Source organism: Variovorax gossypii (assembly GCF_003965815.1).
GTDB classification, from domain to species: Bacteria; Pseudomonadota; Gammaproteobacteria; order Burkholderiales; family Burkholderiaceae_C; genus Variovorax; species Variovorax gossypii.
This window is the reverse complement of record NZ_RXOE01000010.1, coordinates 80317-96069: the sequence shown is the minus strand read 5'-3', so window position 1 is coordinate 96069 and position 15753 is coordinate 80317. Positions and strand designations below refer to the sequence as shown.

At 68.9% G+C, this 15753-nt stretch carries 14 protein-coding genes and 1 pseudogene; 14 read left to right on the top strand and 1 reads right to left on the bottom strand.

What is annotated here, in order from left to right:
- Positions 1-23 precede the first annotated feature (23 nt).
- The 8 genes and pseudogenes from EJP69_RS26800 to EJP69_RS26765 all read left to right on the top strand — a co-directional run bounded on the left by EJP69_RS26800 (position 24) and on the right by EJP69_RS26765 (position 8629).
- Entirely contained in the window at positions 24-959 is a 936-nt protein-coding gene (locus tag EJP69_RS26800) for a hydroxymethylglutaryl-CoA lyase (RefSeq protein WP_093203919.1), read from the top strand.
- On the top strand, positions 952-2154 hold the full coding sequence (locus tag EJP69_RS26795) for a CaiB/BaiF CoA transferase family protein (protein ID WP_126473326.1): 1203 nt from the start codon (positions 952-954) through the stop codon (positions 2152-2154). The genes EJP69_RS26800 and EJP69_RS26795 overlap by 8 nt, the downstream gene beginning before the upstream one ends.
- A gap of 4 nt (positions 2155-2158) precedes the next feature.
- On the top strand, positions 2159-3139 hold the full coding sequence (locus EJP69_RS26790; protein WP_126473324.1) for a Bug family tripartite tricarboxylate transporter substrate binding protein: 981 nt from the start codon (positions 2159-2161) through the stop codon (positions 3137-3139).
- A gap of 33 nt (positions 3140-3172) precedes the next feature.
- A complete protein-coding gene (locus EJP69_RS26785) occupies positions 3173-4144 on the top strand; it encodes a Bug family tripartite tricarboxylate transporter substrate binding protein (protein ID WP_126473322.1) in 972 nt (323 codons plus the stop codon).
- Between the two features lie 8 nt (positions 4145-4152).
- Positions 4153-5096 (top strand): annotated as a pseudogene (locus tag EJP69_RS26780) (SMP-30/gluconolactonase/LRE family protein).
- Positions 5097-5144: 48 nt separating this feature from the next.
- Positions 5145-6071, top strand: a complete 927-nt coding sequence (locus EJP69_RS26775) for a LysR family transcriptional regulator (RefSeq protein ID WP_093203930.1) — start codon at positions 5145-5147, stop codon at positions 6069-6071.
- A 61-nt stretch (positions 6072-6132) separates the two neighbouring features.
- The gene (locus EJP69_RS26770) at positions 6133-6585 is read left to right on the top strand and encodes a DUF2214 family protein (protein ID WP_093203932.1); all 453 of its coding nucleotides are present in this window, start codon (positions 6133-6135) and stop codon (positions 6583-6585) included.
- 7 nt (positions 6586-6592) lie between these two features.
- A complete protein-coding gene (locus EJP69_RS26765; RefSeq protein WP_126473320.1) occupies positions 6593-8629 on the top strand; it encodes a fused MFS/spermidine synthase in 2037 nt (678 codons plus the stop codon).
- 98 nt (positions 8630-8727) lie between these two features.
- Here the strand turns inward: EJP69_RS26765 and EJP69_RS26760 are convergent, their stop codons facing one another.
- Positions 8728-9072: a hypothetical protein gene (locus EJP69_RS26760; RefSeq protein ID WP_093301629.1), complete on the bottom strand. Its 345-nt coding sequence runs from the start codon at positions 9070-9072 to the stop codon at positions 8728-8730.
- A gap of 131 nt (positions 9073-9203) precedes the next feature.
- Here EJP69_RS26760 and argS point away from each other — a divergent pair, with 131 nt between their 5' ends.
- From argS to rpoN, 6 genes are all read left to right on the top strand, one after another.
- Positions 9204-10889: an arginine--tRNA ligase gene (gene argS / locus EJP69_RS26755; RefSeq protein ID WP_126473318.1), complete on the top strand. Its 1686-nt coding sequence runs from the start codon at positions 9204-9206 to the stop codon at positions 10887-10889.
- Between the two features lie 11 nt (positions 10890-10900).
- Entirely contained in the window at positions 10901-11671 is a 771-nt protein-coding gene (locus EJP69_RS26750) for an SPOR domain-containing protein (RefSeq protein ID WP_126473316.1), read from the top strand.
- A 156-nt stretch (positions 11672-11827) separates the two neighbouring features.
- Positions 11828-12475, top strand: coding sequence for a thiol:disulfide interchange protein DsbA/DsbL (locus EJP69_RS26745; RefSeq protein ID WP_093203947.1), 648 nt, complete (start codon positions 11828-11830; stop codon positions 12473-12475).
- A 132-nt stretch (positions 12476-12607) separates the two neighbouring features.
- Positions 12608-13327 carry a lipopolysaccharide transport periplasmic protein LptA gene (gene lptA, locus EJP69_RS26740; RefSeq protein ID WP_126473314.1) on the top strand — a complete coding sequence of 240 codons (720 nt, stop codon included), beginning with the start codon at positions 12608-12610 and terminating at the stop codon, positions 13325-13327.
- Positions 13324-14118: an LPS export ABC transporter ATP-binding protein gene (lptB, locus tag EJP69_RS26735; protein WP_093203952.1), complete on the top strand. Its 795-nt coding sequence runs from the start codon at positions 13324-13326 to the stop codon at positions 14116-14118. The genes lptA and lptB overlap by 4 nt, the downstream gene beginning before the upstream one ends.
- 21 nt (positions 14119-14139) lie before the next feature.
- Positions 14140-15750: an RNA polymerase factor sigma-54 gene (gene rpoN / locus EJP69_RS26730; RefSeq protein WP_093203954.1), complete on the top strand. Its 1611-nt coding sequence runs from the start codon at positions 14140-14142 to the stop codon at positions 15748-15750.
- Positions 15751-15753: the final 3 nt, after the last annotated feature.

Genomic DNA, 15753 nt, shown 5'->3' with positions numbered 1-15753 from the left:
TTCCAGAACAGGAGACGGATTCGATGACACCCCCCGACGTCCTCATCAGCGAGGTCGGTCCGCGCGACGGCCTGCAGTCGGTCAAGGCCACCATGCCCACGGCCGACAAGCTGCGCTGGATCGACGCGCTCTACGCCGCCGGCGTGCGCGAGATCGAGGTCGCTTCCTTCGTGCCCGCGAAGCTGCTGCCGCAGATGGCCGACGCCGCCGAGGTGGTGCGCCACGCCGTCACGCTGCCCGGCCTGGTGGTGATGGCGCTGGTGCCCAACCGCAAGGGCGCGCAGGCCGCGCTCGAGGCCGGTGCGCACAAGCTCACGATGCCGGTGTCGGCCAGCGTGGCGCATTCGCTGGCCAACGTGCGCAAGACACCCACCGAGATGGTCGAGGAGGTGCGCGCCATCTCCGAGCTGCGCCGCGAGATCGCGCCGCAGGTGAGGCTCGAGGCCGGCATCTCCACCGCCTTCGGCTGCACGCTGCAGGGCCTGGTGCCCGAGGACGACGTGATCCGCCTGGCCGCGCAATGCATCGAGGCCGGTGCCGACGAATCGGGCCTGTCCGACACCGTGGGCTACGCCAACCCCGCACAGGTGCGCCGCCTCTTCAAGCGGCTGCGCGCCGAGATCGGCAGGCACGCCGGCGCGGCCCACATGCACAACACGCGCGGCCTCGGCATCGCCAACTGCCTCGCGGCATGGGACGAGGGCGTGCGCACCTTCGACGCATCCCTGGGCGGACTCGGCGGCTGCCCCTACGCACCGGGCGCCTCGGGCAATGCCGTCACCGAAGATCTCGTCTTCATGTTCGAAGCCATGGGCGTGCGCACCGGCATCGACATCCAGAAACTCATCGCGGCGCGCGCGCCGCTCATGGCCGGCCTGCCCGGCGAACCGGTCTACGGCATGACGCCCGAGGCCGGCCTGCCGAAAGGCTTTGTCCAGGAAGCCGTTACCCATGTCTGAAGCCAACCCATCGTCGAACCCGCTGCCGTACGCCGGCGTCCGCGTCGTCGAGTTCACGCACATGGTCATGGGCCCGACCTGCGGCCTGCTGCTGGCCGACCTGGGCGCCGAGGTCATCAAGGTCGAGCCCATCGAGGGCGACAACACCCGCCGCCTGCTCGGTTCGGGCTCGGGCTTCTTCCCGACCTTCAACCGCAACAAGAAGAGCATCGCGCTCGACCTCAAGAAGCCCGAGGGCGTGGAAGCCGCGCTGCGCCTCATCGCCACCGCCGACATCGTGAGCGAGAACTTCAAGCCCGGCACGATGAAGAAGCTGGGGCTCGACTACGACACGCTCGCCAGGCTCAACCCGCGCCTCATCTACGTGAGCCACAAGGGCTTCCTGCCAGGCCCCTACGACCACCGCACCGCGCTCGACGAAGTGGTGCAGATGATGGGCGGCCTCGCCTACATGACTGGCCGCTCGGGCGACCCGCTGCGCGCGGGCACCAGCGTGAACGACATCATGGGCGGCATGTTCGGCGCCATCGGCGCGATGGCCGCGCTGCGCCAGCGTGACATCACCGGCAAGGGCTGCGAGGTGCAGTCGGCGCTGTTCGAGAACAACGTGTTCCTGGTCGCGCAGCACATGATGCAGTTCGCCGCCACGGGCAAGGCGGCCGACCCGATGCCCAGCCGCATCTCGGCCTGGGCCGTGTACGACGTGTTCACCGTGAAGGACGGCGAGCAGATCTTCCTGGCGGCGGTGAGCGACAAGCAGTGGGCCATCTTCTGCAAGGCATTCGGTCTCGACGAGATGCTGGCCGACCCGCGCCTGAAGACCAACAACGACCGAGTGCTGGCGCGCGAATGGATGATGCCCATCCTGCGCTCGCACCTCGCGAACCACAGCGCGGCCGATCTCGCCGCGGTGTTCGAGAAGAACGAGCTGCCCTTCGCGCCCATCACCAGGCCGCAGGAGCTGTTCGACGATCCGCACCTCAACGCCACCGGCGGCCTCGCGCCGGTGCGCATGAACGACGGCAGCATGGCGAAGGTGCCGCTCATGCCGTTCACGCTCGATGGCGAACGCCCGGGCATCCGCCTTCAGCCGCCGCGCGTGGGCGAGCACGGCCGCGAGCTGCTGAAGGAAGTGGGCTACAGCGACGAAGAGATCGCCGCGCTCGAAACACGACACATCACACTCGGAGACTGACCTCATGTTTTTCAATGCACGGCGCGCCTTGCTGGCGTGCGCCGCGGCCGCCGCATGGCTGAACGCCGCCCCCGCCCTTGCCGACACCGCCTGGCCCGACAAGCCCGTTCGGCTCATCGTTCCCTACACGCCCGGCGGCGCCACCGACATCGTGGCGCGGCTCGTCGCGCAGAAGCTCGCCGACGACACCAAGTGGACCTTCATCGTCGACAACCGCGCGGGCGGCAACGGCAACATCGGCATGGACGTGGTGGCCAAGGCCAAGCCTGATGGCTACACCATCGGCCTGGGCCAGACCGCGAACCTCGCGATCAACCCGACGCTGTTTCCCAAGATGCCCTACGACGCATTGAAGGACCTGGTGCCGGTGGCGGTGGTGGCTTCGCAGCCCGTGGTGCTGGTGGTGCGTGCCGATGCGCCGTTCAAGTCGCTGGCCGAGCTGGTCGCCGCCGCCAAGGCCAAGCCGGGCGAGATCAGGCAGGCGCTCGCGGGCACCGGCACGCTGGGCCACATGGCCGGCGAGGTGCTGGCCAAGCGCGCGGGCTTCACGGTGCTCAACGTGCCGTACAAGGGCGCTGCTCCCGCCATCACTGACCTGCTCGGCGGCCAGACCGACTACATGTTCGCCACGCCGCAGGGCGCGCTCGCGATGGTGAGGGGCGGCAAGCTGCGCGCGCTGGCCGTCACCTCGGCCAAGCGCCTTCCGGTGATGCCCGACGTGCCCACCGTCGCCGAGAGCTACAAGGGCTTCGAGGCGGTGGACTGGAAGGCGCTCGTCGCGCCGGCCGGCACCAGCCCCGACATCGTGAAGAAGCTCGGCGCCGCCGTCGACAAGGCGCTGGCCAAGCCCGCGACCATCTCGCAGCTGCTGGCCGAAGGCAGCACGCCCGTGGGCGGTACGCCCGAACAGGCGGCGCAGTACATCAAGGCCGAGCATGCGCGCTGGGGCACGGCGGTGCGCGAGGCCGGCGTGCGACCCGAGTGACCGACTCCTTTCCTTGCTGACAAAGGAACAAAGATGAAGCTGCACTCCTGGCTCGCCGCCATCGCGCTGGCGGCTCCGTTCATCGCCCCCGCGCAGTCGCACGCCCAGGCCCAGTGGCCCTCGAAGCCGGTGCGCCTCGTGGTCCCGTACGCGCCGGGCGGCACCACCGATTACGCGGCGCGCCAGATCGCGCAGAAGCTCACCGAGCAGACCGGCGTGTCCTTCTACGTGGACAACAGGGTCGGCGCGAGCGGCACCATCGGCTCCAACTTCGTGGCCAAGGCGGCGCCGGACGGCGGCGCGTTCCTGATCAACGACACCACCTACGCGATGCTGCCGCACCTCTTCAAGAAGCTGCCGTGGGAGCCGGCCGACCTGGTGCCGGTGACGGCCATCGTCGATGCGCCGCTGGTGCTGGTGGTGGGCGCGAGCTCGCCCTACAAGACGGTGCAGGCGCTGATCGACGAGGCCCGTGCGAATCCCGGCAAGCTGACTTTCGGATCGGGCGGCGTGGGCAGCTCCACCCACCTGGGCGGCGAGCTGCTCAAGCAGAACGGCAAGCTCGCGCTGACGCACGTGCCCTACAAGGGCGCGGGCGAGGCGATGCTGGGCGTGGTGTCGGGGCAGGTCGACGTGCTGGTGACGGCGGCGCCCACGGCCATTCCGCAGGTCAAGGGCGGCAAGGTGCGCGCGCTGCTGGTGACTTCGCCGCAGCGTCTTGCAGCGCTGCCCGAGGTGCCGACCAGCGCCGAGGCCGGGCTGAAGGACTTCACCGCCACCAACTGGTTCGGCATCGCGGCGCCCAAGGGCACGCCGCAGCCCATCGTGGAGAAGCTGCAGGCCGAGGTGAAGAAGGCGCTGGCGTCGCCCGACCTGGCGAAGCGCTTCGCCGAGCAGGGCGCGAGCCCCGGCGGCGCGGCGACGGCCGACTTCGGCAAATTCGTCCAGGGCCAGACGCAGAGCTGGGGTGCGGTCATCAAGGCCGCCGGCGTGCAGCCCGACTGAGCGAAGCCATGTGGAACCTGAACTTCCTGCCGCCCGAGATCATCGAGGCGCGCGTGCTCACCCGCCTGCCCGATGCGTTCCGCAAGCCGCGGCGCACCGAGTGGGTCGACGCCAACAAGCCCGGCCACGTGATGGACAGCTTTCTCGAAGGCCCGGTGTTCGACCGGGCGGGAAACCTGTACGTCACCGACATTCCCTATGGCCGCATCTTCAGGATCGCGCCTTCGTCGCTCGACTGGGAGCTGGTCGCCGAATACGAAGGCTGGCCGAACGGGCTGGCGATCCATGCCGACGGCAGCCTCTGGCTCGCGGACTACCGGCGCGGCATCCTGCGGCGCGATGCGGGAGGCGGCGGTATCGAGACGGTGCTCGGGCATCGCAACAGCGAGTCTTTCAAGGGCGTGAACGACCTGAGCTTCGATCTCGACGGGCGCCTCTATTTCACCGACCAGGGCCAGACGGGCCTGCACGACCCCACCGGGCGCGTGTACCGGCTGCATGCCGACGGCAGGCTCGACCTGCTGCTGGGCAACGCGCCGAGTCCCAACGGCATCGCGGCCAGTGCCGACGGCAAGGTGCTCTTCGTGGCGGTCACGCGCGGCAACCAGGTCTGGCGCGCGCCGCTGTTGCCCGACGGCAGCCTCTCGAAGGTGGGCGCGCTGCAGACTTTCTTCGGCACCAGCGGGCCCGACGGGCTGGCGGTCACGGCCGATGGCGGCCTCGTGGTGGCGCATGCGAGCCTGGGCGGCGCCTTCGTGCTCAATGCGCGCGGGAGGTCACGCACATGGTGCGCAGCCCGGCCGGGCAGACAGTGACCAACATCGCCTTCCGGCCCGGCACGCGGCAGCTGGTGCTGACCGATTCGGCCACCGGCAGCGTGCTCGAGGCGGAGCTGCCCGTGAGCGGGGCGCCGCTCTTCTCGCACGCGACGGACTCCCGGCACCAGGCCTAGAGCCGGAAGGGCCGGTGCCGGAGTGAGCGGGGCTATAGTTCCCGCCCCATGGACCGCCTGAAGCAACTCGAATCCTTCGTCTCGGTCGCGACCCGCGGCAGCCTCACCGCCGCGGCCAAGGCCGAGGGCGTGGCGCCCGCGATTATGGGGCGCCGGCTCGACGCGCTGGAAGAGCGGCTGGGCGTCAAGCTGCTGGTGCGCACCACGCGCCGCATCACGCTCACGAACGAAGGCAGCTCCTTCCTCGAGGACTGCCAGCGCCTGCTGTCCGAGTTCGCCAATGCCGAGGCCAGCGTGAGCGCCGGCGGCCTCAAGGCCAGCGGCCACCTGCGCGTGACGGCGCCCGCCGGCTTCGGCCGCCGCCACGTCGCGCCGCTGGTGCCGCGCTTCCATGCGCTGCACCCCGAAGTGACCATTTCGCTGAACCTCAGCGACCGCGTGGTCGACGTCACCGGCGAGAGCTTCGACTGCGCGGTGCGCGTGGGCGACCTGCCCGATTCTTCGCTGGTGAGCGTTCGGCTCGCCGACAACCGCCGCCGCTGCGTCGCCACGCCGGAGTTCGTGCGCCGTCACGGCAAGCCGAAGCATCCGGGCGAGCTCTCGCGCTTCGCCTGCCTCACGCTTTCGAGCGACGCCTCGCAGACGCGCGGCTGGGCCTTCCGCATCGTCAACGAGGAGGGCAATCAGGAGCTGATCCACCTGCGCCCGAGCGGCCCGCTCGACTGCTCCGACGGACAGGTGCTGCACGACTGGTGCCTCGCCGGCCACGGCATCGCCTGGCGCAGCACCTGGGAGGTCGAGGCCGAGATCGACGCCGGCCTGCTCGTGCCGCTACTCGACGAGTTCGCCGCGCCGCCCAACGGCATTTACGCAGTGTTCGCGGGTGCCAAGCACCTGCCGCTGCGGGTGCGACTGTGGCTTGATTTCCTCAAGGAGCAGTACGGGAATCCGGAATTCTGGGGAGGAAGGGCCTGAGGCGCATCAGCGGCGTCACAATCTGTTTGCATTTGCAACCCCACAGAGAAGAAAGTCACTGATGACGCTCGAAGCCATCCTCGCGTACCTGCACTTGCTCGCCATCCTGACGATGGTTGTGTTCATTTCCAGCGAAGCGGCGCTGTGCCGCGTGCAGTGGCTCAACGCGGCGGTGGTCGAGCGGCTGGCCAAGGTCGACATGGTCTACGGCATCGCCGCCATCGCGGTGCTCGCCACCGGCATCGCGCGCACCTGGTGGGGCGTGAAGGGCACGGCCTGGTACTGGACCAACCCGCTGCTGCACGTGAAGCTGGGGCTCTTCATCATCGTGGGCGTGGTGTCGATCTTTCCGACGCTCACGTATTTCCGCTGGCGCAAGACGCTGCGCGCCACCGGCAAGCTGCCGGCCGAGGCCGAGATCCTGAAGACCCGCAAGCTGGTGATGATCCAGGCGCACCTGATCGCGCTGATCCCGCTGGTGGCGGTGTTCCTGGCACGGGGCTTCGGCAAGTAGGCGCGGCATGGGACGCGCCGGCATCCAGCTCCTGTTTGCCGGAACGATCTTCAGCAGCGCGTTCCTGCTGTTCCTGGTCCAGCCGCTGATCGCGAAGCAGATTCTTCCGTGGTTCGGCGGCTCGGCCGCGGTGTGGTCGGTCTGCATGGTGTTCTTCCAGGCCGTGCTGCTGGCGGGGTACGCGTACTCCGACTGGGTCGCGCGCCACCTGCGCATGCGGGCGCAGGCTGTCCTGCACGTGGGGCTGCTCGTCGCGAGCCTGGCCTTCGTGCCGATCGTGGTGGGCGCGCAGTGGAAGCCGACCGGCGCCGAAGACCCGGCCTGGCGGATCCTGGGGCTGCTGCTCGCCACCATCGGCCTGCCGTACTTCCTGCTTTCCACCACCGGGCCGCTGGTGCAGTCGTGGGTGGCGCGCACGCCGTGGGGTGCACAGGTGTACCGGTACTTCTCGCTGTCGAACCTGGCTTCGCTGCTGTCGCTGCTGAGCTATCCGGTGTTGATCGAGCCGTTCAGCACGCTGCGGCAGCAGGCCAACGGATGGTCGTGGGGCTACGGCGCGTTCGTGCTGCTGTGCGCGGGCACGACGCTGTACATGGCGCGGCGCTGGCCGGTCGGCGTGGTGGCGCCGCAGCCGCCCGGCCAGGTTGCCGCGCCGGACCATCCGCCGCGCCCCGCCGACTACCTGCTGTGGCTCGCGCTGCCCGCGCTGGCTTCGTGGCTGCTGCTGGCCGTGACGAACCACATCACCCAGAACGTCGCCGCGGTGCCTTTCCTGTGGGTGCTGCCGCTGTCGCTGTATCTGCTGACCTTCGTGCTGTGCTTCGAGAGCGACCGCTGGTACCGCCGTGGCGTGTTCCTGCCGCTGGCGGCCGTGATGCTGCTGCTGTGCGCCTTCGGGCTGCAGCACAGCATCGGCGCCGATGTCTACGTCGCGCTGCCGCTCTACGTGTCGGGGCTTTTCGTGCTGTGCATGTTCCTGCACGGCGAAACCGCGAGGCTGCGGCCGGGGGCGCGCTACCTCACGCGCTTCTACCTGATGCTGTCGTTGGGCGGGGCGCTGGGCGGGGTGATGGTCGGGCTGGTCGCGCCGCACGTGCTGGCGGCGTACTACGAGCTGGGGCTCGGCCTGATGCTGACGGCATTGGTGGCGGCAGCCGTGCTGCGCCAGCGAGCCTGGCTGCGGGTGAGTTGCGTGGTATTGGCCGCCTGCTGCACCTTCTTCCTGCTGCGGCAGGTCGCCAGCGATAACCTCGGCGCCCGCAGTTTGCAGCGCAATTTCTACGGTGCGCTGCAGGTGTACGACACGAAGCGCGATCCGCCCTCGGACAGCACCCGGCAACTGGCGCATGGATCGGTCAAGCACGGCTCGCAGTTCCTCGACCCGGCGCGCCGGCGCGAGTTCACCACCTACTACGGCCAGACTTCGGGCATCGGCCGCGCCATTGCGGCCGCGCCGGCCGGGCCGCGGCGTGTGGGCCTGATCGGGCTGGGGGCCGGCACGCTCGCGGCCTACGGGCGCAGCGGCGACGTCTACCGCTTCTACGAGATCAATCCGCAGGTGTTCGAGCTGGCGGACAAGGAATTCAGCTTCCTGCGCGACAGCGCCGCGCGCATCGAGCGCGTGCTCGGCGATGCCCGGCTGGCGCTGGAGCGCGAGCCAGCTCAGGGCTTCGACGTGCTCGCGGTGGACGCCTTTTCCGGAGACTCGGTGCCGGTGCACCTGCTCACGGCCGAGGCGATGGACGCCTACCTGCGGCATATGAAGCCCGACGGCGTCATCGCCTTCCACGTGACCAACCGCTTCCTGGCACTGGCGCCCGTGATCGCCGGGGTGGCGCAGGCGCGGGGGTTGCACGCGGTGCTGGTGCACGACCTGGCCGAGCAGTCCGAGTGGCTGAATCGCACCGACTGGGTGCTGGTCGCGCGCGATCCGCGAGTGCTCGAGCGCGAGCCGGTGCGGGCGGGAGCCCGGCCCATCGTCGTGCAGCCCGGGCAACGGCCCTGGACCGACGACTTCAACAACCTGCTCGGCGCGCTGAAGTAGCGCACGGCGGCACGGTCACGCCAAAAGAAAAGACCCGCACGCTGCGGGCCTCGTTCTTCTCGAAGGCCGGTGCTTCGATGCACCGACGCGCCATGGCTTCAGGCCTTGGCGTCCTTCTCGCACTTCTTGATGAAGCTGTTCTTGGCGGCGCCGGCCAGCGGCTTGCCGTTCTTGTCCACGGCCTTGGCGGCGCAGGCGGGAGCGGCCGCGGCCTTGGTTTCCTTCTCGCACTTCTTGATGGAGCTGGCCTTGGCGGCGCCGGCCAGGGCCTTGCCGTTCTTGTCCACGGCCTTGGCTTCGCAGCTCGCGCCGGCGGCGGGGGCTGTTGCGGCAGGGGCGGCAGCGGCGGGGGCTGCAGCGGGTGCGGGAGCCTTGTCTTGAGCCTGGGCTGCGCCGAAGGAAAGGCAGATGCCCAGTGCGACCAGGGAAAGGAGCTTCTTCATGGTGATATGTCCTCGCTAGGTTGAGTTGTGACAGGTTCCCCGCCTCGGGGCCGACCATCGTAACGGGCCAAGGCAACGATCGGATGACCATCGTCAACAGCGCCCGGGTTTGCCCCCGGTAAAATTTCCGGATGCTATTGGTCAAACAGGAGCTGCTCGCGGCGCTCGCGAACACGCTCGAATCCCTCTCGCCCGGCGCCGGCTCCAAGGCCGCGTTCGAGTCGCCCAAGATGGCCGCGCACGGCGATTTCGCCTGCACGGCAGCGATGCAGCTCGCCAAGCCGCTGGGGCGCAAGCCCCGCGACCTGGGCGAGGAACTGAGCGCCGCGCTGCTCGCCACCCCCGCGTTCGCCCAGTGGGTCGACGCCATCGAGATCGCCGGGCCCGGCTTCCTCAACATCCGCCTGAAGACTGCCGCCAAGCAGCAGATCGTGCGCGAGGTGCTGTCGGCCGGGAATACTTTCGGCCAACAGCCGGCCACCGGCGAGAAGGTGCTGGTCGAGTTCGTCTCGGCCAACCCGACCGGTCCGCTGCATGTGGGCCACGGCCGCCAGGCCGCGCTCGGCGACGCCATCTGCAACCTGCGCGCCTCGCAGGGCGAGAGCGTGTGGCGCGAGTACTACTACAACGACGCCGGCGTGCAGATCCAGACGCTGGCCAACAGCACGCAACTGCGCGCGCGCGGCTTCAAGCCCGGCGACGCCGAATGGCCCAGCGGCGAGAAGGCGCCTGCATACAACGGCGACTACATCGCCGACATCGCGGCCGACTTCAAGGCGAAGAAGACCGTCAAGTCGGAAGACCGCGAAGTCACCGCCAGCGGCGACATCGAGGACATCGACGCCATCCGCGAGTTCGCCGTGGCCTACCTGCGCCGCGAGCAGGACCTGGACCTGCAGGCCTTCCGCGTGCGTTTCGACCAGTACTACCTGGAGTCCAGCCTCTACACCAGCGGCCGCGTCGAGGATGCGGTGCGCAAGCTCGTGGCCGCCGGCAAGACCTACGAGCAGGACGGCGCGCTGTGGCTGAGGTCGACCGACTACGGCGACGACAAGGACCGCGTGATGAAGAAGCAGGACGGCACGTACACGTACTTCGTGCCCGACGTCGCGTATCACATCGCCAAGTGGGAGCGCGGCTTCCACAAGGTCATCAACATCCAGGGCACCGACCACCACGGCACCATCGCCCGCGTGCGCGCCGGCCTGCAGGCCGCCGGCGAAGGCATTCCCGAGGGCTACCCCGACTACGTGCTGCACACCATGGTGCGCGTGATGAAGGGCGGCGAGGAGGTCAAGATCAGCAAGCGCGCCGGCAGCTACGTCACGCTGCGCGACCTGATCGAGTGGACCAGCACCGATGCGGTGCGCTTCTTCCTGCTGAGCCGCAAGCCCGATACCGAGTACACCTTCGACGTCGACCTCGCGGTGACGAAGAACAACGACAACCCGGTCTACTACGTGCAGTACGCCCACGCGCGCATCTGCTCGGTGCTGGCCGGCTGGGGCGGCGACACGGCCGCGCTCAAGGACGTCGACCTGTCGCCGCTGGAGAGCCCGGCCGCCCAGGCGCTGATGCTGCTGCTGGCCAAGTACCCGGCCATGCTGACCGCCGCCTCGAAGGACTTCGCCCCGCACGATGTCACCTTCTACCTGCGCGAGCTGGCCGCCAGCTACCACAGCTACTACGACGCCGAGCGCATCCTGGTCGACGACGAAAAGGTGAAACTGGCCCGCCTGGCGCTGGTCGCCGCGACCGCGCAGGTGCTGCACAATGGCCTCGCGATTCTCGGCGTCAGTGCGCCGAGCAAGATGTGAACTCCCTCACCATGAAGAAGACAAGAAGTCAACGCGGCAACATCGTCATCGGCCTGATCATCGGGCTGGTGCTCGGCCTGGGCGTCGCGCTGGGCATCGCGGTCTACGTGACCAAGGTGCCGATCCCGTTCGTGACCAAGACGCAGCGCGGCGGCGCCGAGCAGGACGAGGCCGAAGCCCGCAAGAACCGCGACTGGGACCCGAACGCGCCGCTGGCCGGCAAGGCAGGCGCTCCCAAGCCGGCGGCCCCGGCCGCTCCGACCGGCCCGGTCAACCCCATCACCGGCGAGCCGGCCTCCGGCAACGCCGCCGCGGCCCCGGCCACCGCTTCGCCCAACACCGCGCCGCCGGTGCCCGTGGTGGTGGCGCCCAAGCCGCGCCCCGCGCCGGTGCCGGCCGAGGCCAACGCCCTGCCGCCGTCGAACGATCCGCTGGGCGACCTGGCCCGCGCTCGCTCGGGCAGCGTCTCGGGCTCCGGTAGCACGACCACCGCGTCGGCCGCGCCGAGCAGCGGCAGCAACGCCGGCAGCAGTTCCGGCCCCGATCCGTTCATGTACTTCGTGCAGGCCGGCGCCTTCCGCACCACCGAGGACGCCGAGGCGCAGCGCGCCAAGCTGTCGCTGATGGGCGTCGAGGCCAAGGTCACCGAGCGCGAGCAGGCGGGCCGCACCGTGTATCGCGTGCGTGCCGGCCCCTTCAACAAGAAGGACGACGCCGACCGCCTGAAGGAGCGGCTCGACGGCGGCGGCATGGATTCGGCGCTGGTCCGCGTGCAGCGCTGACCGGACGCCATCCGGCCGGCAACCGACACGAATAGCCCCTAAGCTTCGCAGCGCGGCGTTTGCCGCCACCATCCACAGCCTCGGGCGCGCCGGATGCGGGGGAACTCCCCGCCGCGCGCCGGCTCAGTCTGCCGTAATAACTGGAGAGCTCTTTCAATGAAACGTCGTGACTTTTCGCTGGCCGCCACTTCGCTCGGACTGCTGTCCCTGGCCGCCAACCCGGCACACGCCCAGGCGCGCGTGCCCAAGGCCGGCTCCGAGTACCTGGTGCTCGACAAGCGGGTGCCGGTCGACGCGCCCGCCGGCAAGATCGAGGTGGTCGAGTTCTTCTCGTACAACTGCCCGCACTGCAACGACTTCGAGCCGTCGCTGGAAGCCTGGATCAAGACGGTGCCGAAGGAAGTCGCCTTCCGCCGCATCCCCGTTCCCTTCGTGGGCAACGACGTCGAGGCCAAGCAGCGCCTGTACTACACGCTCGAAGCCATGGGCAAGGTCGACGAATACCAGCCGAAGGTGTTCAACGCGATCCACGCCCAGCGCCAGAACGTGAACGGCGACGCCAACATCATTGCCTGGGCCACCGCCAACGGCCTGGATGCCGCCAAGTTCAAGGAAACCTTCACCTCCTTCGGCGTGGCCAGCAAGGCCAAGCGCGCCTCGCAGCTGACCGACGCCTACAAGGTGGCCGGCGTGCCCGCGATGGCCGTGGCAGGCCGCTGGTACGTGGACGGCGAGACCGCCGGCAACATGACCAAAGTACTTCAGGTCGTGAACTATTTGATCGGCGAAGCAAAGAAGGGCTGAGCCCTTGGATTCACGCTGTTTCTGGTAGCAAACCAGAGCGAAAGTCAAGCCCGCCTAGGCGGGCTTTTTCATCTGTGCGTGCGGGGCAGAAGCACTCAGACGCATACAATGCCGAGCAAGTTTCGTGCCTCTATGACATTGCACTCTTACCCCACCACCCCCTTCCTTCGTCGCGTCAGCCGGCTGGCTGCCGGCGCGCTGTTGCTGGCCGGCTTCGCCTCGGGTGCCCTGGCCGAGACCGCCGACCGCTCCAAGCCGATGAACATCGAGTCGGACGCGATGCGCTACGACGACCTGAAGCAGACCAGCGTGTTCACCGGCAACGTTTTGGTGACAAAGGGCACGATCATCATCCGCGGCGCGCGGCTGGACGTGCGCCAGGACGCCGAGGGCTACCAGTACGGCGTGGTCACGGCGGCACCCGGCAAGCGGGCCTACTACAAGCAGAAGCGCAACGCGCCCGACGAGTGGATCGAGGGCGAGTCGGAAGTGATCGAGTACGACAGCCGCGCCGACAACGTCAAGTTCATCCGCAATGCCACCATGCGCCGGCTGCTGGGCGCCACGCCGAACGACGAGAGCCAGGGCGCGCTGATCGTCTACGACCAGAGCAACGACACCTACACCGTCAACGGTTCCACCGTGCCGCCGAATACCGCCGTCAACGCCTCGGCTCCGGGCGGGCGCGTCAGGACCATCCTGACCCCCAAGGCCGCCACAGCCCCTGCGGCCGGCGCCTCGGCCCCGGCCGGTGGTGCGAAGGCAGCGCCGCCGGCGCCCACCCCGGCACCCGGCAAGGGCCTGCGCCAGAGCACCACGCTCGGTAGTGACCAGGGAGATATCCGCAAGTGATCGAATCCGCAGGAACGCAGGACGTCAACGGCGCCCCGGGCAGCCGCCTGGTCGCGCGCGGCCTGAAGAAGAGCTACGGCAGCCGCACGGTCGTGAAGGACGTCTCGCTCGACGTGCAGAAGGGCGAAGTCGTCGGGCTGCTCGGCCCCAACGGCGCCGGCAAGACCACGTCGTTCTACATGATCGTGGGTCTGGTGCGCGCCGATGCCGGCGACATCACCATCGACGGCGAGCCCATCGCCCACATGCCGATCCACCGCCGCGCCCGCATGGGCCTGAGCTACCTGCCGCAGGAAGCCTCGATCTTCCGCAAGCTCACGGTCGAGGAGAACGTGCGCGCGGTGCTCGAGTTGCAGATGGAGCCCGACGCGAACGGCAAGATGGCCCCGCTGTCGAAGCCGCACATCGAGGAGCGCCTGTCCGAGCTGCTGGCCGACCTGCGCGTCGACCACCTGCGCGATTCGCCCGCGCTCGCGCTGTCGGGCGGCGAGCGCCGCCGCGTCGAGATCGCGCGCGCGCTGGCCACGCAGCCGCGCTTCATCCTGCTGGACGAGCCCTTCGCCGGCATCGACCCGATCGCGGTGATCGAGATCCAGCGGATCATCAGCTTCCTGAAGGAGCGCGGCATCGGCGTGCTCATCACCGATCACAACGTGCGCGAGACGCTGGGCATCTGCGATCACGCCTTCATCATCAGCGACGGGCATGTGCTGGCACAAGGCACGCCTTCGGAGATCGTCGACAACGCCGAGGTACGCAGGGTGTACCTGGGCGAGCACTTCCGCATGTAAGGCGCGGGGGCGGTTTCCACCATGAAGCAAGGGCTGTCCCTTCGCGTTTCGCAGCATCTGGCGCTGACGCCACAGCTGCAGCAGTCGATCAGGCTGCTTCAACTCTCCACGCTCGAACTGAGCCAGGAGGTGGAGCAGATGCTCGACGAGAACCCGTTCCTCGAGCGCACCGCGGAAGAAGCGGCGCGCGAGGAATTCGGGCTCGACACGGCCGATGCCCCGGTTCCGCGCGATGAAGGCGGTGATGGTGGTGAAGGCGGGGACGGCGAGGGCGACTTCGCTTCGCCGGCCGCCAGCAGCGCCTCCACTGCTTCCACCGAAACCGTCACCAGCACGGCCGACACCGACGGCCCCGCCGCCGACATCTCCGAGCGCGAGCCCGACTGGGAAGGCGACGGCACCGTCGACATGGCGCCCGACGACAGCGAATGGGGCAGCGACGCGCCCGCGCGCCAGAACAACCTGGGCGACGACGAGCGCGCCGACGCCACCGAGCTCGCGCGCAGCCAGGAGTCGCTGCAGTCCTTCCTGCATCGCCAGGCGCTGAGCCTGCGCCTCGACGAGAACGACAGCGCCGCGCTGCGCTTCCTGATCGAGTCGCTCAACGACGACGGCTACCTCGAAGACTCGCTGCCCGCCCTGGCCTCGGGCCTGGCCGGCGACGACAACGACCAGTTCGACGACCTGGTGCACCACTTCCAGGTGGCGCTCGGCCTGCTGCAGAGCCTGGAGCCCGCCGGCGTCGGCGCGCGCGACCTGGGCGAATGCCTGAGCATCCAGCTGCGCGCCATGGCCAGCGAGGACGAGACCGAGGAAGAGGAGCAGGTCCGCAAGACCGCCATCGCCATCTGCAAGCAGCCGATGGAGCTGCTCGCGCGCCGCGACTTCAAGCGCCTGGCCACGCTCACCCGCAGCAACGAGGACCTGGTGCGCTCGGCGCTGCAGATCATCGCGCGGCTGGAGCCCAAGCCGGGCCGCAGCTTCGTCGACGTCGAGCGCAACATCATCATTCCCGACGTGATCGTCACCAAGACCGGGCGCGGCACGAACGTGAAGTTCCGCGTCATGCTCAACCCCGAGGTGATGCCGCGCCTGCGCGTGCACGACATCTACGCCGGCGCGCTCAAGTCGCACAAGGGCGAGGGCAGCCAGGCGCTGTCGCAGCGGCTGCAGGAGGCGCGCTGGTTCATCAAGAACATCCAGCAGCGCTTCGACACCATCCTGCGCGTGAGCAACGCCATCGTCGAGCGGCAGAAGAGCTACTTCGTGCACGGCGAGCTGGCCATGCGCCCGCTGGTGCTGCGCGAGATCGCCGACGAGCTGGGCCTGCACGAGTCGACCATCTCGCGCGTGACCACCGCCAAGTACATGGCCACGCCCTTCGGCACGGTCGAGCTCAAGTACTTCTTCGGCTCGGCGCTGGGCACCGAGACCGGCGGCAATGCGTCGAGCACCGCGGTGCGCGCGCTCATCAAGCAGTTCGTCGGCTCCGAGAGCGTGAAGAAGCCGCTGTCGGACAGCCAGATCTCCGAGATGCTGAAGGAACAGGGCATCGAGTGCGCGCGCCGTACCGTCGCCAAGTACCGCGAGGCGCTTCGCATCGCGCCCGCCAACCTGCGCAAAGCCCTGTAGAAA